Raw genomic sequence first — 20,325 nt, forward strand, 5'->3', positions numbered from 1 at the left:
ATCGTCGCACAATCCAACCAACTCGCTTTATCATACAAATCTCTATTGATATGTTTTATATAAGGTTATTAAAAATAGCCGAATTTAACATATGTATTAACACAACAATTACAACATCCTTTTGAATCTTGCATCTCTGAAGAGGCATAGCCTTATAAAAATTGCGCCTTAGAATGTCTTCCCCACGGAAAACAGCTTGTCAGTAAACAACTTCAGTTTCTGACTATGTAACTAAAACGACAATAACGATAACAAGGCCACTTAACGCAACGAGTTCATAGAGCTTGATGCCGTTCAGGAAGCAGGCCTTAATACACGGAGTGGGTATACAATGACGTCCCTATTTTTATCAGTAATGCCTATTATCATCCTCATTTGGATGATGACGAAAAAAAACGGCGTACCATCGCATATTGCTTTGCCAACCACCGCTTTGATGGTCGGTGTAATACAACTTTTTTACTTCAACACTGATATCACCTTAATTAACGCCAACATCGTAGCCGGCATCCTCTCTGCTATCACCCCAATTTCAATCGTTGCCGGTGCCATTTTACTTAACCGCATGACTTACCTTTCTGGTGCTGAAGATATTATTCGTCGCTGGCTGGAAGGGATCAGCCGCAACCAGGTGGCTCAGCTGATGATTATCGGTTGGGCGTTTGCATTCATGATTGAAGGCGCTTCCGGCTTTGGTACTCCCGCCGCAATTGCAGCCCCGATCCTGGTTGGCTTAGGCTTTAATCCACTCAAAGTTGCGATGCTGGCGTTAGTGATGAACTCGGTGCCGGTTTCATTCGGTGCCGTTGGTACACCCACCTGGTTCGGCTTCTCTAACCTCGGTTTAGATGACGCAACACTGCTTGAAACCGGTAAAATCACCGCTTTAATTCACTTTGTTGCGGCTTTTGTTATTCCTCCTATGGCTTTACGCTTTATCGTCAGCTGGGGTGATATACGTCGTAACTACCTGTTCGTATTACTCAGTACTCTGTCATGTACTGTGCCTTATTTCCTTCTAGCGCAAGTGAATTATGAGTTCCCTGCCCTTGTCGGTGGTGCTATTGGCCTGACGTTATCAGTGGTATTTGCCCGCCTTAACCTTGGCCTGGCTAAGAAAGAACAAGCAGCCATCAAACAAACAGCAGTTGCTGGCGAAGCGGCAATGCTGGCTGATAATAATGCTTTCAACATGGCGGTGAGTAAGACACAGAGCAAGTCATCAACAGCAACAGCATCTGCTAACGAAAAGGTCACTGGCTTCGAAATTTTCAAAGCCATGACCCCAACCATTTTGCTTATCGCTATTTTGGTTGTCACCCGTATTAAGCAGTTTGGCATTAAGGCGATGCTGACCGATGGCACTGAAATGTTCAGTGTTTCGCTGGGGCCACTGGGTGATTTCAGTATCAGTCAGGCGCTAATACTTAAACTAAGCCATATCTTGGGTACTGATGTTGCCTGGGCTTATAAAACCCTTTATGTACCTGCTTTGATCCCATTCTTGCTGGTTGTACTGATTTCAATTCCGCTGTTTAAATTACAGGGCAAGCTTGTAAAGCAGATGTTTGTCGAAACAGGCAGTCGCATTAAAATGCCATTCATTGCACTGGTTGGTGCACTGATCATGGTGAAATTAATGATGACTGGCGGTGAAAACTCGCCAATTATGACAACCGGACAAGCCTTCTCAGATTTAATGGGAACCAGCTGGCAATATGTTGCGGCCTACCTTGGTGCATTAGGTGCCTTCTTCTCTGGCTCTGCAACGGTATCGAACCTGACCTTTGGTGCGATTCAGCAGACCATTGCTGTCAATGTTGGCTTACCACAAACGACGATCCTTGCACTTCAATCTGTCGGTGGCGCAATGGGTAATATGGTGTGTATCAATAACATCATCGCGGTTTCAACCATTCTGGGTATTGCCAACAAAGAAGGGTTCATTATCAAGCGTACCGTTGTACCTATGATTATGTACGGAATTGTGGCCGCTATCATGAGTACGCTGATTTAATGTATACGAAAAACCAAGCGGGCTAATTTGTTACAGTAAATCTGTTTAGTTAAATAAAAAGCGTGATGATGTTTTTACATCATCACGCTTTTTTATGTCGGAGCCTTCAGCACCTTGGTGATAAAGGGTGAGGTCATCGTTCTAACCAGCGCACTGTAATTCAACTGGAACCGGATCTCAGTGCCAACCGACAGGCGGCAATGGCCGGAATCTGCGATGAGATGATCGCTGCTGGCCCCAATGATCTCGATGCCGGGCGGCCCTTGGAGGCCACTTGGATCAACGTCTTGGTACCCAATGGCCAGAATCGCTTGTGAGATGTATCCTCGATCTATAGCAGGCAGTTTTTCTCCGAACGCAGTTTGGGCGATCTTGCCCCATGGCTGCGAAGGCTTAACTTTCGATTCGATCACTTCGGCGATAAGCGTGATCGCATCGGTATACAGGCCATCAATCGGTTGGCGATGGAGAGGTTCGCAACCAAGCAGAATAGATTCACCCAAGCGAAGATTGTTGATCCGCCCTGTGTCTGCACCGCTGAGTGCCCATTCAAGATTGGCAGAGTTTCCGCCTGACACTATGTCGAGAGTCAATCCGAATGTCGCCTCGATTGAACCTGCAAGCGCAGACAGCTCAGACATATTCCTTGTGTCGGGTGACACCCCGCTGTGGCAGGCTAGGTTGGCACCGATCCCTCTAAGAACGATATTCGGAAAGCGAAGTACCTGACGCACGGTGTCCTCAAGGTCGGCAGGCATAATACCTTCACGGAGATCGCCAAGCTCGACCATAAGCACGACTCCGTGTTTCTTCCCCGCCCCCTTCGCGGCAGACGATAGCTTGCTGATGACGTCGAGTTCGGTGTTGAGACTCAGGTCGGCGTGCGTCACGACTCTGTCCGCCTGACTGATCATTGGCGAACGAATAAGCATCATCGGCGCCGCGATGCACGCACGACGCATTGTTTCGATATTCTCTATTCGGGAGTCACCGATCATGCTCACGCCCGCACGCAGCAACACCCGGGCGATCTCGGGTGAACCGAGCCCCGCCTTCATCACGCCCGTGACCGAGATGCCTCGATAGGCCAGCCGATCAACCAGCGTGCGGGCATTGTGATGAATCTTGTCGAGATCGATCTCCAAACGCGGTGCACTCATAATGCGCAAACGATCTGTTTCTCTTCAAGCTCAGGGAACGCCGAAAAGACCATCTGTACCAGGCGCTCGGGTGACTGAGTCAGAGCATCGGTGGCAGGAATACCGAGTTCACACTCATGGGATTCGATGGCTGTGCTGATCTCGGCATTGGTCATATTCTCGTGGTTAATCGTGAGTCCAATAACCTTCGTGTCAGCAAAAGTCTGGATGAGATTAATCTCAGTGGCCGCCACCGGCATTGCCATCTGTTCGAAGTCGCAGCGATGGGCTCGTCCCGGTGCATGCTGCAATATCACGCCGTTGGGGCAACTGCCTCGGAGGATAAAAGAGGTGGTCGAAAAAGCAGGATGACTGAGTGCGCCTTGCCCTTCGATAATAATTACATCGGGGTTCTCTGATTCAAATGCTTCGACGATGATAGCTTCCAGTTCACCTGCGCAGAATTGTGAAGGGACAGCATCGAGTGCGATGCCATAACGCGCACCTTGGATCAACCCGGTTTGGCCAGTTCCGACCATCACCACGTTCATACCGCGCTTTCTGAGAGTGCTGGCCAATATGGTCGCTGTGGTGCGCTTACCGATGGCGCAGTCTGTGCCCAGCACCGCAATACGCGGGCAGGTAACCTCAGCGATCCGGCCACTGAAAATCCGCAGATCCTTCTTGGCTCGGGGCTTACGGACGTCGATGATCTCTACATTATTCTCCCTGCTCGCCGCTACAAACTGCGGATCGTCGTTAAGAAACTCATGCAGGCCGTTGACGATGTTCATGCCGAGGCTGATCGCTTCGAGTACGATGTCGCGCTCAAGTGTCGATAACATACCACTGGACGGTGCCATCCCGTAAATGAAGTAGTCGGGTAGACTTCCGGCCTGTGCCAATGAGTCGGCAAGATCACGGCAGATGGGAATGTCGTTCGGTGCGTCACCGAGGACCATTCCTGCATCAAGACCAGCCTTCTCGCTGTCAATGACCGAGACAATTTTATATTTTTCCGAGTGACGGACAAGCCCGTTAGCTGTCTTGCCGTCGATGGCACCGAAGTTCGCTTCGCAATAGATAACTGCTGTTGAGTTGCGCTTCTGTTTACCATGGAATCGCGACTGTATAGATATCACCTGTTCGTCCCTGCTGACACAATCTGCATTGGCGAAGAGTAAGTTTGGCGATGTGGAGGACTGAACTGTGGATGGTTGCGGAGGAGTGAAAAGTGATCCAGTTGCGGCAATCGGTTGGACCTTCGGCGAACTGGGGGTAACGGTAGACATAAGGTGACCTCGAATTGAATTGGGCTCAGGGGGCAACGTAATCGTGCCGACCTGATTCAGCCGGATGTCAACAAGAGGTCCCCACTAAGCGGTAGGGTGCATAGCCATTTTAGCATAGGCCGACACCCGAGAGTTGTAAACAAACAAGTGTTAATGTGAACTAGCGTCTGCTTTGAAAGGAAATCAAAGAGATTTATTACAACATATACCCAGCGAATCTAACAGCTCAATAACCAACCACGAAATTAAGGGAGGGGGAAGTAATGATCATAATTCATGAAGTGATTTTGCGACAAACCCTATATACCCAAGCTACCTCAAGATGCAGAGTTCAGCGAGAATTCATTAGCTTTTAGGCAAGGCAGCCATTTGAATGAATAGTGGTTCTATTTAAAGAATGGCTAACACAGAATAAAAGCTAATGAAACTCGCCCTTTGGGAGCTCCTCTGGAAAATCACTTCTTCACAAAATGTGTTTGAAAGGGAATGCCATTCCTACACACATTTCATTCGAATTGAGTTCCCAGAGGAGGCTCTGAATCTCGCATCTTGAGGTAACTTGGGTATAGTAGAACGCATATCCGGTGTACGAGTTGTCAGAATGTAATGCCTGGCTTTTGATACAATATTGTTAGTTAGTTTTCATGCAATTGTAAATTATTCACTGGTCGGACTTTACATTCTAGATTACGGTTAGTAATGTAATATTGGTTCAAGATATTATCCCAAAAAGTCATTAACAATGCTTAGTGAGGTGTTTATGGAAGAACAAAGCTCATTAACTGATCGGCAAGTACTGCTGAACGAAATCAATGAAAATTACTTTGATTTGCAAAGGATCAGGGATGCTCATCCTGCATTGGCAGAACTTGATCCCCCAAAACATTTAGCACATTTAGAGAGTGAAATTATTTCACGAATCCACAATTTGAGCAGCGAACTCAAAGCACTGAATTTGTGTCTACATAGTTCAATATATTGAGCAGCCCCACTCAAACCTTGACCAATCTGATCACCCTCCCACACGGTTAACTTAGCGTTTGGGAGGGCAATATCCCACCACGCGCTCTTCAGCACGAGAGCCTTACTGAATCGCTCGATGAGCTGGCAATCCAGCTAAACCTTGCCGAAGATATAACCGCTGAAGATGTAGAAAAAATCCATCAGAACTTATCTTCATGGCGCTGATAGCACTGATACAGATGCTCGATAAAGAGTTTAACCTTAGCCGGTTGATGGCGGGTATACGGGTAAACCGCATAAATTCCTAAACACTTTGCCACCTGATGCTGCAGCACTTCTACCAGCGTTCCCGCTTGTAAATCTTCTGCCACCAGCACTTTAGGCACATACACCAGCCCCTGACCGAATAGCGCCGCCTTTCTTAAGGCAGAGGCATTATTGGTACTGAAGTTGCCTTTAACTTTTACAGTGCAAGGACCTGATTTGCCTTTGAACAGCCACTCGGTTGCCCCGGTTTCCTGATAACTATAAGCAAGGCAATTGTGATGGACCAAATCAGCTGAATTCTGCGGGGCTTTATGCTTGGCAAAATACGCCGGCGCACCACAAATCACCCAGTGAACATCAACCAGGCGCCTTGCAATAAAGCTCGAATCAGGCAATGCCCCGGTTCGAATGGCAAGATCAAAACCTTCTTCAACGATATCAACAAACCGATTATCCAGCTCCATATCAATATGAATGTCCGGATATTTGGCACTGAATTCAGCAATCGCCTGAGGCAAGATTAACTCGCCGGAAATAGTTGGTACCGTTAAACGAATCGCTCCTGAAAGTCTTTCACCAAGCCCGCTCATCGCATCTTCGGCATTCTGAACAGAGTGATACACTTCTCTGGCATGGCCAAAAAACACTTCGCCCGCTTCGGTTAGCGTCAGCTTACGTGTGGTTCGGTAGATAAGCTGCACTCCGAGATCTTCTTCTAATCGCGTGATGCGTTTGCTTACAACCGACTTGGTAAGCCCTATCTGTTCGGCGGCTTTGCTGAAAGAGCCTTGCTCTATCAGATGGTAAAAAACCAGAAAATCATCAGTACTTCGCATTTTATCTCTCGCTGAATTGAACAGATCATTAATGGATTTGGTATTAGTACACTTTTTGCAACAAACTTATGTATTGATGGCAGTATATCAACCAAAGAAATGTTATTAAAATATTAAATCGAGAGGAGTGATCAATAATACCTATAACTGCGGATGTATTACTTCAAAACCGACAACCCTAACAGTAATGATGATGAATATAAGCCATAACAATAAAAGCGTTTATTCAGCATATTCCTGTCGCTGCTTACTGGCAGCAACAGGCATCATCATGGAGCACTGAGCAATGGAACATCCCTACACCATGCTGATTGAACAGCTTAAAAAAAATATCGATGCAAAACGCATCATTACCGATCCGACGCTGACGCTGGCTTACGGAACAGACGCCAGTTTCTACCGCCTTGTTCCTAAAGTTATTCTTCAGCTGGACTCTTTAGATGAAGTCATCACTTCAGTTAAAGCGTGTTACGACTTAAACATTCCTGTCACGTTTCGCGCTGCTGGTACCAGCCTTTCCGGGCAGGCTCTGTCAGATTCTGTACTGATCACCCTGACTGATAAATGGCGTAATCACAAAATTCTTAATAATGCCGAGCAGATCTGGTTGCAACCGGGCATTATCGGTGCCGAAGCCAATAAATTGCTGACCCCATATGGCCGTAAAATTGGCCCGGATCCCGCTTCCATCAATACTTGTAAAATTGGTGGTATTGCCGCCAACAATGCTTCAGGCATGTGTTGTGGCACCGCCCAAAACAGTTATAAAACCCTCGCAGGCATGACCATCGTACTGGCTGACGGCACAGTGCTGGATACCCTAAATTCGGATAGCGTCAGCCTGTTCAAACAAACCCATAGCGAACTGCTCAACGATCTGACGACACTGGCTCAGGCGTGCAAAGACAACACCGAGCTTGCTGACAAGATCCGCCATAAATATCGCCTGAAAAATACCACCGGCTACAGCCTCAATTCCCTGACTGACTTCATTGATCCCATCGACATTCTGCAACACCTCTTTATTGGTTCTGAAGGGACGTTAGGCTTTATTGCTGATATTACCTATAACACCGTCATTGACCATGGCCATAAAGCATCCGGACTCTTTGTTTTTGACGATATTGAAAGCACGTGCCTGGCGGTAAGCGAACTGAGTAAAACCAGTGCCGCAGCAGTAGAACTAATGGATAGCCGTTCGCTGGCATCTGTTGCCAATGAACCCGGCATGCCTGATTTCATCGCCCGGTTAGGGAAAGAAGGCAATACCGAAGCCGCTGCATTATTGATTGAAATTCACGCCGAAAATGCAGCCGATTTACTCGAACAAAGTAACGTCATTTCAGCTATCATCGACAACTTCACACCGATTCATCAGGTCTCATTCAGTACTGACACGAACATCTGTGCGAAGCTATGGGCTATCCGTAAAGGGTTATTCCCTGCGGTAGGCGCTGTTCGCGAAACAGGCACGACCGTCATCATTGAAGATGTTGCCTTCCCTATTGAGCAGCTGGCCCCTGCGGTTCGCGAACTACAACAACTGTTTACCCGATATCATTACCATGAGGCCATTATTTTCGGCCACGCCCTGGCGGGTAACCTCCACTTTGTTTTTACTCAGGCTTTCGATACAGAAGAAGAGATAAACCGATACAGCGCCTTCATGGATGCCGTTGCCCAATTGGTCGCGGTCGATTACCAAGGCTCATTAAAAGCAGAGCACGGCACCGGACGAAATATGGCACCGTATGTCGAGCTTGAATGGGGCCAGGACGGCTTTGCCCTGATGCAGCAAATCAAGCAGATTTTCGACAGCACCGGTATTCTGAATCCGGGGGTGATCCTGAATGACGATCACCATGCTCATGTTAAAAATCTCAAGGCAATGCCGACGGCTGATACCCTGATTGATAAGTGTATTGAATGTGGTTTCTGTGAACCTGTCTGCCCGTCACGCAACCTATCACTGACACCGCGCCAGCGTAATACGGTATATCGCGAAATCAGCCGCCTTCGTCGCACTGAAGAAGATCCGACGCGTCTTGCCGAGATGGAAAAAACCTTCCAGTATCAGGGCGTCGATACCTGCGCGGCAACTGGACTGTGTGCAGACCGATGCCCGGTCGGGATCAATACCGGCGATCTGATGCGCAAATTACGTGAAGAACATTCTCCGCTTGCTAAATCTATCGCTCGCTGGACAGCAGATAATTTCTCGACAATCACCACCGCAACAAAGCTGGGGTTAGGTGCGGCTGATGGCATGCATTCATTACTTGGCAGCAATAATATGAAAAAGCTGAGTAAAGCGGCCTATAAACTGAGTGGTCAAAAACTTCCGCTTTGGACTGAGCACATGCCTCGCCCGGCTGGTAAAATGAAAGCGCCGCAAATATTCAACATTGCCCGAGAAAAAATCGTCTACTTCCCTAGTTGTGCATCGCGCAATATGGGCACCGAGCAAAAGGCAATGGATCCTCGTCCGTTGGCTGAAGTGACGATTTCCTTGCTTGAGAAAGCGGGTTTTGAAGTTGTGATGCCCGGTGAGCTTAATAACCAATGCTGCGGTATGCCCTATAAGAGCAAAGGCTTTGTCGATACGGCAAACAGCAAGGCTAAACAGCTGGAAGAGACCCTGTGGCAGGCTTCTGAGCAAGGCAAGCTACCAATCTTGATGGATACCAGCCCATGTGCAAGCTTAAGCAAAGATGTGATGCGTAAAGATATCACTATCTATGAACCCTTTCAGTTTGTCGCAGATTTTGTGATGCCACGGATTGATATTGAGCCGCAAGATGAACCGGTCATGCTGCACATTACCTGTACATCACGTCGCAAAGGGCTGGCAGATGTGATGCAGAAAGTCACTGAAGCATGCGCAAAACAGGTGATCATTCCGGAAGATATTCAATGCTGCGGTTTCGCCGGTGATAAAGGTTTTACCACACCAGAGCTTAACGCCTCGGCCCTTTCCCCACTTAAAGAACAAGTTCCGGCCAACTGCAAAGAAGGCTATTCCAACAGCCGTACCTGTGAAATTGGCCTTTCTGAGCATAGTGGTATCGAATACCGCTCAATACTGTATTTGGTTGATAAGGTAAGCCGTTCAAACGCTTAATGATTAGCGACAAAGACAAACAGGCAAATCAGATAAACCCACCGGTATTTCGGATACGGTGGGTTTGTAGCAGAGGAAGCTCTGAATCTCGCATCTTGAGGGGGTTGGGTATATAATCCCGCTTCAATTTTTTATCGAAGAAGTACAGTAATGAGCAAAGGCTACTCTTGTGTGGGGCTATTCAACCCTAAAACTCCTGAAAACGTCGGTTCAGTAATGCGAGCTGCGGGCTGCTACGGTGTCAACACCGTATTCTATACCGGGACACGCTATGATATGGCTAAGCAGTTCTGTACCGATACAAAAGATGTTCACCGCAACATTCCGCTAATTGGTGTCGAAGAACTTAAAGACATCATCCCAATGGGTTGCACACCTGTTGCCGTTGATCTTATCGAAGGGGCTAAACCTCTCCCTGAATACAAGCACCCAGAACGTGCGTTTTACATCTTCGGCCCTGAAGACGGCACACTGAAAAAAGAAATTACTGCGTTTTGTCGTGACACAATTTACGTACCCACAAAAGGTTGTATGAATCTTGCTGCCGCTGTGAACGTTATTCTGTACGATCGCATGGCAAAAATCGAAAATGGTGTAGAGTTCTCAAATCACTAGAAACTAGAAACTAGAAACTAGAAACTAGAAACTGTCTCTGACAGATACAAACAAAGCCAACATAGTAAGTTTACAGTAAAAAGTGTATTCATTACTGCGTGAGTGAACGTCCTGCTTTACTGGCTTTATCAAAAAACACACACTGAATACAACTGTGTGTGTTTTTTTATTCAACAAAGGGGGACTTCCGTTTCGCGTAACGCGGATCGGGACAAAACCGCGTTAGAGCTTATGCTCTAACTTGGGCGTGTCGGATAAGAAAACATATCTCAAACCGAGCAGTTTGCGCTTTTGCCATGGACTGTATGACGCACACTAAAACACTCGAAAACGGGAAAAAGCGTCCGTTAGGATTTTTCCTAGTGGTCAAAATGGCCTCTTGAGTTTTGCTCGCTCCTCTAAGAAAGCAAGCATCAATCGTGCTGGAGTTATCTCGCTAAGGACATTGACTTGTTAGAGTGACGGCACAAATCGAGGGTGATTAGTGCCGTTTTTCATTGCGGGTTTTAGGGCGCTTTGGCGCACTTTCCGCCTTCAACATCCCACTTTGCCTGCTATTCCGAGATAGTTTGGTCTATTTACCCTAATCTAGTCTTCAAAAAGTTAATTAGCATTAATAATGCCGAGGATATAGGCTTCACTCTAATAAGATATTTCAAGACTTGGATAGTTACACACCTGTTTTGGCATTAAAATTCTGTTAGTAATAGATGAGAACCTGTCTATGAATATTGAATATTTGACTGATATTATCATTCTGTTATCTGCGGCTGTCATTGCAGTACCTTTGTTTCAAGCTTTAGGTTTTGGCGCAATATCAGGATTTTTGGTTGCGGGTATAGTATTAGGGCCATCAGGACTGGGATATATTCAGGATTACGCTGAAATTGCGCGCTTCGCTGAGTTGGGTGTGATTTTCCTGTTGTTTGTAATTGGGATAGAAATTAATCCATCCCGTCTATGGAAGATGAAAGGATTGGTGTTAGGACTTGGAACGCTCCAGGTTCTAATAACGGGTGGATTGATAACTGTAATAGCCCACGAACTCCTTAATTCTTCGTGGGAAATTTCGCTTTTAATAGGATCGGCGTTAGCCCTTTCCTCAACGGCCTTTGTACTTCAACTGTTAACGGAAAGGAAGGTGCTATCATCAGAATACGGAAGACCTTCTGTTGCAGTGTTACTGTTACAAGACCTGGCGGTGGTTCCACTTTTGGCTTTTGTTTCGTTTGTGGCCGCACCGGAATTAACAATAGCAGAAGATGTTTTTCTTGCCTTGGCCGAGGCGATTATCATTCTTTTACTTGTTATTGTTGTAGCCCGATACATTTTGAATCCCCTACTTAATATACTTGTCCGGTTTAGTTCCCCCGAAATATTTACCGCATCGGCTTTACTGTTGGTATTAGGCTCAGCACAGGCTATGGAGAGTATTGGGTTATCTATGGCCATGGGTGCATTTATCGCTGGTCTCTTAATTGCCGATTCATCTTATCGCCACCAGATTATCGCCGAGATCCAGCCCTTTCGAGGTTTGTTACTTGGACTGTTTTTTATGTCAATGGGTATGTCCCTAAATCTCGACAGCCTTTTAGATAAGCCCATTGTGCTATTAAGTGTTGCAATTGCGTTAATGGTTGTCAAATTCTTGATTCTCTGGCCTTTATCACGGTTGTTTGGCATAAAGGCAAAGGCTTCTATTTCGGTAGCCTTACTCTTGGCGCAAAGTGGTGAATTTGCATTGGTGTTATTTTCATTAGCTAAAGGTATGGGGCTTTTGGATGATATTTTATTCCAACATCTTCTAATTGTTGTCCTGCTGAGTATGCTCGCAACACCTGCGTTAGATAAATTAGCTAACCGGATTTTTTTTGCTTCGCGTAGAAGTGTCACAACTATGCCAGATGTTGATACTAGTAAGGCAAAACCAGATAATGCAGAGCAATATACCAAGCCTGTCATTCTTGCTGGTTTTGGACGCATGGGCCATAGGATCGGTTATATCTTGGATTTAATGAAGGTGCCTTATGTGGCAATCGATAGAGATGCATCTCTTGTGGAACGCGAACGTTCAGAAGGCAAGTCTGTATATTTCGGAGATGTCCAGCGGCACGAGGTATTAAGAACGGCCGGTGCTGCTGAGGCACCTTTTGTGATCGTTTCAATTGATGACGTGGACGTGGTAGAGCAAGTTGTATCCTCTCTTCATTGTTATTTTCCAAATATTCCTGTTTTTGCACGGGGTCATGACCTTATCAAGTGTCGTGATCTTAGGGCGCTTGGTGCGCACTATACAGTTTCAGAGACCCTTGAGGCCAGCGCAGAACTTGCCCATGTTGCATTACTTCATATAGGCGCTGAAGACTCGGAAGTAGCAGTTGTGCTGGAACAGTTTAGGAAAGACTATTATGGACGAATCAATGAGGGTATGCGTGAAAAGTAAACGGTGCACTGTTAATAAATGACCGCAATGCTTTGGTATCGAAAATCAGCATTAACAGCTTGTGATGAGTGCACTTACTAATAAGTATGTAATGTGTTTTTTCATGTTGGTAGCTTTAACTCTGTTTAAGGTTATTTATCCTCTTGGTTACGCTTCGGCGGTTGCAGCGATTACAAAAATTACTCTCTATCCAGTAATGGTTTCATGCATATTGCTTTTTTATTCTTCGAGATATTTCTTGTGGGGCTTAAGAAGAACAATCCTCGTTTTTTTTGCATTTGTATTGCTTGCAGAAGCATTAGAACACCTAATTTATTTTCTTAGAACTGGTGTCCACTTCTTAAATGATTTTGAAGCTGGCTCGGTTGGGATGGGAGTTATAATTGTGCATACAGTAATTGGTATTATCATTCTTTCCTCCAATAAGCATAAATTTAAGCCTCCACTTAGTTGACCATTACTAACCTGATATGAGAGAAAGTATGGCAAATCGGCTGGCTTAATCTGCTACAGAGTAAATACGTTAACGCGAAATGGGGCACTTTCGAGTTAACAGGAGCGGCTAATTCGATGTGGGACACTTTCCGCCCTAGAGTTATTGTTTCATTTTTGCTTGCTTGGATTACCCTGAGACACATCAAAACTTTCTCATCAATGGACTTCTGACAGTATTGAATTGTAAAAAGAAAACAGACCCAATGGGTCTGTTTATTTATATCTTTATTAATTGGGGCAATTCAGAAATAACCTAGCCATAGTTTGTTTTTTAATCGTTATTGACACCCTAATGTATAGATAGCAGATTATGCTGCTTGTTGTCGAGTTATTGAGTGTACTTGATCACCATGGAATTTTACTGGTACAACCACATGTACTTCAGGTAACAAGAGAAAAGCATTCTCATTTTCATCGTTATGAATTTCTACTATAACTTGTAAATGCTGTTCAATTGCTTTCTGTAGTTGGTATGTATGCAGTTTATTATCCTGAGTGCCAAACTGACAATAATGACCTTTACTAGAATATACCCAAATGCTGAAAGGGTTTTTCGCACTCTCAAGTTGCTCGATAAAGTCGGCAATGTTATTCATAAAATCCCTTTTAATTAATCAATATCTTCGTTTTGATGACTTAATCATTATGTAATGGAAAGTTTTTTTTAAAAATCACATTCTCAATTATTTGTAAGTTTATGTGATCTAGATGATGTTTTCCAAGAGTGGTAGGGTAATTTCACTACTGGAGTGACAATGGGTAGCACATAATGTGGGCAAAATTAAATTAATAGATGTTATGCTCTAATTTGTTGGGGTTTTGTTTGGTTATGAGTCAAGCTGTGAATTACTAGTTTTATATGTACATCGAGACAATTAATTTTATTATTGACGTAATTGTTGATGGTTACTTTGCATACCACTAAAGTGGTAGTTTCCTTCTGTGTATAAGTAAGTTGAAACTGAAATTAGGATAGAGATATAAGTGACCTTTGCGAGTCTGGAACGTGAGATCAATTCGTTATGATCAACAAAGGCTAGTTGTGACTAATAGACAGATTTCCGCATGGGCTTTCATTACCTTCAATATTGAAAATCGACGTGAACAGGATATTAATGAGCTAAAACTCTAAGCAGGAATGAGGCTATAGCAAGCTGGGTAGATGCAAGCATCATACATACTATCCACTGTATTCCTACAGCAATATTGAATCATTAAAATCATGCAGAAACTGGCTTATATCAAAAAAACACAGTTTTTAAGCACTGTATAAATTTTTCTGTGGCTTTGTTGTTTTCTCTGGATGTGTTTTTTATTTGCTTTACATTTGGCTGTCTAGTTTACGCTGCAAGCGCTCCACCTCATCCAGAAGATCCAAGGCGACAGCAATACCCGGCAGGTTCAACCCTAAATCCTGCTCCATTCTCTGAGCACTGCGTGCGCGCCTCAGGCAAGTGGTTTCAAACCGCCAGTGTATTGGTCGATCACCTCGAGGATCGAGTATTCCTTCCTCAACCAAAGCAATCACCCACTCGGCATGTGTGTCGCAGGCTCGGCATAGCTCGACCAGAGTCAGGGTTGGCTCATGTTCCGCTATTAGTGTAATCGTCAGCTGATTTGGAGTAAGTCGCTCAGTCATTGGCTAGACTCCCAGTTTGCTGCGTGGATTAAAGGGCATAATGCTCTGCATCTGGCGAAACAGCGCCTTAGACTGCTCATCGTCCACCTTGGGTAACACGATATTCAGCTTGACCAGCATATCTCCGGCAGGGTTTCCTGGCAGACCGCGTCCGCTAAGGCGTAGTGTTTGTCCTGAAGCCGAATTAGCCGGAATGGTGACCTCAAGCGGCCCTGTTGGGGTCGGCACTTTTACTTTAGCGCCCAATGCCGCTTCCCATGGGGCGATGGGAAGTACCAGGCAGAGGTTTTTTTGTTCCAGCCGATAAAAGGAATGCGGTCGGAAACTTACCTCAAGGTAAAGATCCCCGTTGGCGGCACCGGGCTGTCCCGGTAACCCCTTCCCGCTCAGGCGGATCTGTTGTCCATCTCGGATCCCCTTGGGGATGCGTAAGCTAATGGTTTGAGCCTGTTGCCTGTCGGATGAGGGATCTTGCAGGGTCAGTGTCCGCGTAGTGCCGTGGAAACTATCTTCAATATCGATCTGGATTTTGGCATGCTGATCTGCCCCTTTGGTCGTGAAGCGATGCCCACGGAACGCCTGGCGAGAGTGATGAGGTGCCTGTTGAAACGGGTTACCAAACAGGGATTCAAAGAAATCGGAAAACGCTGCGTCATCTCCCTGACTAAAACTGTCGCCTGAAAAATGAAAGTTCCGCTCCCAGTTGGGCGGCGCAGTAAATTCCTGCCCGGTCCGCCAACTGTCTCCTAGTTGATCATAGGCAGCACGCTTTTTAGGATCTTTTAGCGCTTCATATGCTTCACGGACCAGGATGAACTTTTTATCGGCATCCGCTTCTTTACTGACATCAGGATGGTATTTGCGCGCCAGTTTTTTATAAGCGCGCTTAATCTCTGCCTGAGTTGCGGTGCGGGGAACATCAAGGGTGGCGTAATAATCACGATACTCCATAACACCACTCTTCAGTTCTGAAAGCCAGATTTCTTACGCCGTAATTGATCAATCTCAATCGACATTGATTTTGATCCGCGTCGGTTTTAGCTCTTCACGTTTAGGTATATGCAGGTAAAGCACACCATCATTTAAACTGGCAGTGATATTTGTGCTATCAAACTCTTTGCTCAATGTAAACTCACGTGAGTAGGCGTTATAGCGTATTTCATTCATTATTGGCTTATAGCTTTCATCAGGCTCAAGGTCGATTTTACCTTTGATGGATAGTTTATTCGCATGAGCCTCTATGATTAGTCCGTCACGTGTCACTCCGGGCATATCTGCATACAGACTAATACCGTCACCATCTTCGCTGATATCGACGCGGGGACTGATATAACGTAGCTTTTTCTGTTCTGAAGTGTACTGTTCATCACTCATAACAACCTCCGATCTGTCATTTAATTTCAATTTTTTTCGGTGACAATGCATCTTCGTTTCGGCGCAAGCTAACAGTTAATATTCCATCTCGATAGCTTGCTTCGGCCTGATCCGGATCCGCATAGTCAGGAAGGCTAATTGAACGATGGAACTCTCCGGAAAAGCGTTCATTGGCGTAATACTTGCCTTTTTCGGTTTTCGGTATTGGACGTTGACCTGAAATGGTCAACAAACCATGGCGGGCGTTCAGTTCGATACTTGCCAGATCGAGACCAGGTACAAACAGGTAGACAATAACCTTGTCATCGGTATGGCCGAGGTTTGACGGCGGATAACTCTTATGACCGGTAGCGCGAATACTGGTAAATGGCCAGTCCCAGAAATTGTGTGTCAGTTCGTCCTGCATACGGTGCAATGGCTCATAAAAGCTGTCTTCAATATCAATAAGTGAACGAGACATAAGTTTCTCCTCTGTTGTTTCGTTTAACAGCTGTCATATAACTTATTTAGTTCCCTCTGAAGCGCTTCTGCCTTGTTACATTATTTTGTTGTTACCTGCGATGCTACGCCAACAGAAAAAGCTATGCGCATCAAAAACCTGGAACGGTATGATAATTAATTACCAGTATAGTCAACTTGTGAGGAAACACGGCAAAAAGATATGGGTGGAGGTATCTGATAACGTACCAAATCACTTGGTTATTACCTGCCGGTAATAACCTAAGCAATGGCAGTAATAATGCTCATGAAGACATTCTAGGATTAATGGTATTAGTTAAGAAGGTTGGCCCTGCAAGTTCGCATGCTGATGGTAGGCTTGTTTATCCTGATACATCGCTTTATCCGCAACTTGAAACAGCTTATCCATCGGGGTATCTTCGCTACTCGCCCAACCTAAGGCAAACTGAATTGGGAGCGACTCACCGCTATCCAATTGAATAATTCGTTTGCTTCTTACAGCCTCTAATCGTCGGCCCAATACCTGACAAGCTTTTTGTCCTCCCTCTTCAACTACGATGGCAAATTCATCGCCGCCTAACCTGAAAACACTATCTGTTTGACGGCAAGCCTCTTGTAGCCCCTCAGCGACGTCTTTTAATAGTTTATCACCGACAACATGGCCGTAATCATCGTTCGCTTGTTTCAAATCATTAACATCTATGATGAAAATCCCGAATTGTCGCTCCGGATAACGCTCAACCAAATCGGCACAGCGGTCAAAGGCGCCATCAAATGCTTTACGGTTAGGTAATTCAGTCAGCGCATCTGTCACGGCAATACGTTCGAGTTCTTCGTTTAGCATCCGTCCTTCTATTGCGGAAGAGAGTTGGCGCACGAATAAAGAAATAATTTCAAAATCTTCCCGCTCAAGCAGAGAATACTGCATCACTAGCATCCCGAGTGAATGACCTTGGGAGTCTGCCAGATTAAAGCAATGTAAGATCTCTTCACCGCTTTGATAGCAATACTCGGCATTGGCTTTCACGTTTTCCAACAGATCGAGTGTTGCAGAGTCAATATCGGATATCTCCCATTCGGTGTCATCGGTTCCTTCGAGTTTCAAGGCCCAACCCGCCTGCGGATACAAATTTGCCACCTGCGCTAGCGCGACCTCTTTGATATTGCCTTGCTGTAATTTAGCGCTGAAGGCCAGTAATGACTGCAAGATCTTACGTCGTTTTTCTTCACGCTGAAGCGAATGAGTCAACTCTTCCGTTTTTTCGTCAACTTTTCTCCCTAACTGATCGTTAAAGTTGAGCAGCTGAATATTGTATTTTTCTTTTTCACTATAAGCTTTTTTCAATTCGTTGTTAGTAAACGCAAGATCCTCAAGCTGAGCCTGAATCGTCGAGGCCATCTCGTTGAATAATTTACCGACTTGGTAGAACTCTGCAAAGCGCAGATTACGCTCCTTCTGCATATACTCACCACGAGAATATGAGCGGACCATCCGCATTAATACACTGAGCGGACGAGTGATCCAGCGATAGGTAACCGCGGAACCAAACACTCCCAGCACAATCAACCCTGTTATCACCAATACAATAATATGAAGGGAATCGACAAGTTCACCTCCCTTAAGATTTCGGTCTATGTATACCACTGCATCATAGCTAAGAGGGTTTGCGATATATTCATTATCAATTTCAATCTGCTGACTCCGTGTGATCGGATCACTTAATGCGGTATCGCCGTCAGACGCCACCACCAGCACCTGGTTCTGATCGCGGTAGAGCTCTACTTTTTCACCAAATTTCAGGTAAGGGCTGAGTACTTCACTAATGCTCTCAACCGGGATGACTGCGATAAGGTAACCGAGCGGCTGTCGAGTTAATCCTTCAGTCAATAACGACTGATAGATCGGAACCACGAGTGTAATCCCTCGCTGGCTGGGGCTGATGTTACTGGAGACCAGCACTTCATTCTGATAGGCAAAAACCCACTGCCGGGCGGTACTCAACTGCCCTTTCTCTATTCTTTGATTCAGCTCCTGCTTGACTAGATCTAATTCAATCCGCCCCGTCATTCCCCGATAGTTTTCAATTTCTTCCCAATTCTTATCGACCAAATAAGCGGCTTTAACCAACGGAGCATGACTAACCAAAGACTCTAAAGTGGCTCGAACATGGCTGGAAAGAAAAAAATCATCCATGGCCTGAACCAGCAGCCGATCACGAGCATGCACATCGAGACTGGTTGAAAGCACATTAAAACGGTAATTAAACTCCTGCAGCAAGGTTCCCGACAGACGTTCAAGTTGCTCTATGTGATTATTTTTTTCAATCTCAGACTGATGTTTTAATAGCAAACTACCAACGATTGCAGCTGGTAAAATCGCAACAAGTATCATCAGTAATGCTAGCGAATACTTCAAACGTAACTTCATCAGTTTTGCAGCCGTTGTTGTTGCGTATCAGCCAATTGCTGCATATATGCAGCCGCTTTTTCTGCTGATAAGCCATCCTTGAACCTTAAATAACCTTTTTTCATCGCCTGCCATGCAATCGCCATAGCAGTGAGCGACGGCATTGGCTCAGCAAGCTGAAGCTGTTTGAGTATGACCCGTTCGTCGCCCGTCGCTTGTTTGACTACCTGATTAAATAATTTCTGATCTACCGGCAGTAGTCGATGGCTCTGATAGACCCATTCTTGATTATCTTTTCTTTGGACAAATTTCAGAAAGTGTCGGATATGCTCTTTTTTATCACTGCCCGCACTGGATTTTTCAGGAATCGCGAAAACAAACGTACTTTTCATTGGGTGCATCACTTTCCCTTTCACTGTCGGCAACAGCGTCACTCCTAAATTGTCACCCAACTCACGCTTAAGATCTTGGTAAGCCCAATCGCCATTTATGGCGTAAGCCGTCTCACCTTTTATAAATAGCTTTTGCGAACAGTTATAATCACAATTTCCATCCACCACGTTGTCCAGGGCTAACTGGCGGTAAAATTTAAGGGCCCGAACCATAGCAGGCGTATTTAAACTGATCTGATCTCCAGAGATTGGCCTGCCGTTAAATGCAGACAGGAATGGGACAAAATAATACATATCGCTGTAGTTCCAACCGACAGGCATAAGATGACGCTGCTGAAATTTAGTGACTGATGTGCGGATACTCTCCCAGCTTGTCGCGGGATTGGTCACATACTGTTTGTTATAAAACAGCATTAAGTGATTGCCCTGAATAATAGGCACGCCCCAGTAAGCGCCATCAACCAATGCCGTTTCCCGTGCGTCCTGGGCCAATTCAGTGCTAAGCCATTGCTCGGGAATCGGCTCCAATTGCATCTGTCGGTAAAGGCCGAGAAAATCAGAAGGAACAAAAATAAGATCAGGCACTTGTTCATACTGTGCCCCCAGTATGATTTCAGCTTTGATTTTTTCAGGCTCAAACTGAATGAGAGAAACACGAGTAGCCGTTTCTTGCTCAAAACGTTTCACTAACCCTTCCAGAAACGATTCTGACTGGTGTGAATACCAAATCGTAATATCAGCAGCACATACTTGCGGTGTTGATAGCAGCATTAATACAAGAACTACATGGCGAAATACAGTCAACCAGCCCGCCTCCTTTGTTGCCATAAAGGTATATATGTAAGTTATCAATAGCCGTACAACAT

16 protein-coding genes are annotated in these 20,325 nt (G+C 45.4%); 6 read left to right on the plus strand and 10 right to left on the minus strand.

Annotation, left to right across the window (positions count from 1 at the left end; all coding sequences use genetic code 11):
- Positions 1 to 331 precede the first annotated feature (331 nt).
- Positions 332 to 2,017, plus strand: coding sequence for an L-lactate permease (locus tag L4D76_RS01095; RefSeq protein ID WP_428439085.1), 1,686 nt, complete (start codon positions 332 to 334; stop codon positions 2,015 to 2,017).
- A 92-nt stretch (positions 2,018 to 2,109) separates the two neighbouring features.
- Here L4D76_RS01095 and L4D76_RS01100 read toward each other — a convergent pair whose 3' ends face one another.
- Positions 2,110 to 3,177: an alanine/ornithine racemase family PLP-dependent enzyme gene (locus tag L4D76_RS01100; protein WP_428439086.1), complete on the minus strand. Its 1,068-nt coding sequence runs from the start codon at positions 3,175 to 3,177 to the stop codon at positions 2,110 to 2,112.
- Positions 3,174 to 4,448 carry an N-acetyltransferase DgcN family protein gene (locus tag L4D76_RS01105; RefSeq protein ID WP_428439087.1) on the minus strand — a complete coding sequence of 425 codons (1,275 nt, stop codon included), beginning with the start codon at positions 4,446 to 4,448 and terminating at the stop codon, positions 3,174 to 3,176. Before L4D76_RS01105 ends, L4D76_RS01100 begins: the two co-directional genes overlap by 4 nt.
- A 760-nt stretch (positions 4,449 to 5,208) precedes the next feature.
- On the opposite strand from L4D76_RS01105, the gene L4D76_RS01110 reads away from it, so the two are divergent.
- Positions 5,209 to 5,430 carry a hypothetical protein gene (locus L4D76_RS01110; protein WP_428439088.1) on the plus strand — a complete coding sequence of 74 codons (222 nt, stop codon included), beginning with the start codon at positions 5,209 to 5,211 and terminating at the stop codon, positions 5,428 to 5,430.
- 181 nt (positions 5,431 to 5,611) lie between these two features.
- Here the strand turns inward: L4D76_RS01110 and L4D76_RS01115 are convergent, their stop codons facing one another.
- Positions 5,612 to 6,514, minus strand: coding sequence for a LysR family transcriptional regulator (locus tag L4D76_RS01115; RefSeq protein ID WP_428439089.1), 903 nt, complete (start codon positions 6,512 to 6,514; stop codon positions 5,612 to 5,614).
- A 286-nt stretch (positions 6,515 to 6,800) separates the two neighbouring features.
- Here L4D76_RS01115 and L4D76_RS01120 point away from each other — a divergent pair, with 286 nt between their 5' ends.
- The 4 genes from L4D76_RS01120 to L4D76_RS01135 all read left to right on the plus strand — a co-directional run bounded on the left by L4D76_RS01120 (position 6,801) and on the right by L4D76_RS01135 (position 13,147).
- Positions 6,801 to 9,635: an FAD-binding and (Fe-S)-binding domain-containing protein gene (locus tag L4D76_RS01120; RefSeq protein ID WP_428439090.1), complete on the plus strand. Its 2,835-nt coding sequence runs from the start codon at positions 6,801 to 6,803 to the stop codon at positions 9,633 to 9,635.
- 150 nt (positions 9,636 to 9,785) lie between these two features.
- Entirely contained in the window at positions 9,786 to 10,250 is a 465-nt protein-coding gene (locus tag L4D76_RS01125; protein ID WP_428439091.1) for an RNA methyltransferase, read from the plus strand.
- A 724-nt stretch (positions 10,251 to 10,974) separates the two neighbouring features.
- A complete protein-coding gene (locus L4D76_RS01130) occupies positions 10,975 to 12,693 on the plus strand; it encodes a monovalent cation:proton antiporter-2 (CPA2) family protein (protein WP_428439092.1) in 1,719 nt (572 codons plus the stop codon).
- Positions 12,694 to 12,796: 103 nt separating this feature from the next.
- Complete coding sequence (locus L4D76_RS01135) at positions 12,797 to 13,147, plus strand: hypothetical protein (RefSeq protein WP_428439093.1); 351 nt, start codon at positions 12,797 to 12,799, stop codon at positions 13,145 to 13,147.
- A 349-nt stretch (positions 13,148 to 13,496) separates the two neighbouring features.
- On the opposite strand, the gene L4D76_RS01140 is transcribed toward L4D76_RS01135, so the two are convergent.
- The 7 genes from L4D76_RS01140 to L4D76_RS01170 form a co-directional block, all read right to left on the minus strand.
- Positions 13,497 to 13,784, minus strand: a complete 288-nt coding sequence (locus L4D76_RS01140; protein ID WP_428439094.1) for a hypothetical protein — start codon at positions 13,782 to 13,784, stop codon at positions 13,497 to 13,499.
- 725 nt (positions 13,785 to 14,509) lie between these two features.
- On the minus strand, positions 14,510 to 14,827 hold the full coding sequence (locus L4D76_RS01145) for a chaperone modulator CbpM (RefSeq protein ID WP_428439095.1): 318 nt from the start codon (positions 14,825 to 14,827) through the stop codon (positions 14,510 to 14,512).
- Between the two features lie 3 nt (positions 14,828 to 14,830).
- On the minus strand, positions 14,831 to 15,778 hold the full coding sequence (locus L4D76_RS01150; RefSeq protein WP_428439096.1) for a DnaJ C-terminal domain-containing protein: 948 nt from the start codon (positions 15,776 to 15,778) through the stop codon (positions 14,831 to 14,833).
- A gap of 54 nt (positions 15,779 to 15,832) precedes the next feature.
- Complete coding sequence (locus tag L4D76_RS01155; RefSeq protein WP_428439097.1) at positions 15,833 to 16,201, minus strand: Hsp20/alpha crystallin family protein; 369 nt, start codon at positions 16,199 to 16,201, stop codon at positions 15,833 to 15,835.
- Between the two features lie 16 nt (positions 16,202 to 16,217).
- Positions 16,218 to 16,661, minus strand: coding sequence for an Hsp20/alpha crystallin family protein (locus L4D76_RS01160; RefSeq protein ID WP_428439098.1), 444 nt, complete (start codon positions 16,659 to 16,661; stop codon positions 16,218 to 16,220).
- Between the two features lie 315 nt (positions 16,662 to 16,976).
- Positions 16,977 to 19,088 carry a diguanylate cyclase gene (locus L4D76_RS01165; RefSeq protein ID WP_428439099.1) on the minus strand — a complete coding sequence of 704 codons (2,112 nt, stop codon included), beginning with the start codon at positions 19,086 to 19,088 and terminating at the stop codon, positions 16,977 to 16,979.
- Positions 19,088 to 20,263 carry a sugar ABC transporter substrate-binding protein gene (locus tag L4D76_RS01170; RefSeq protein ID WP_428439100.1) on the minus strand — a complete coding sequence of 392 codons (1,176 nt, stop codon included), beginning with the start codon at positions 20,261 to 20,263 and terminating at the stop codon, positions 19,088 to 19,090. The genes L4D76_RS01165 and L4D76_RS01170 overlap by 1 nt, the downstream gene beginning before the upstream one ends.
- Positions 20,264 to 20,325: the final 62 nt, after the last annotated feature.

It is taken from the genome of Photobacterium sagamiensis (assembly GCF_050337085.1).
In the GTDB taxonomy this organism is placed as follows: domain Bacteria; phylum Pseudomonadota; class Gammaproteobacteria; order Enterobacterales; family Vibrionaceae; genus Photobacterium; species Photobacterium sagamiensis.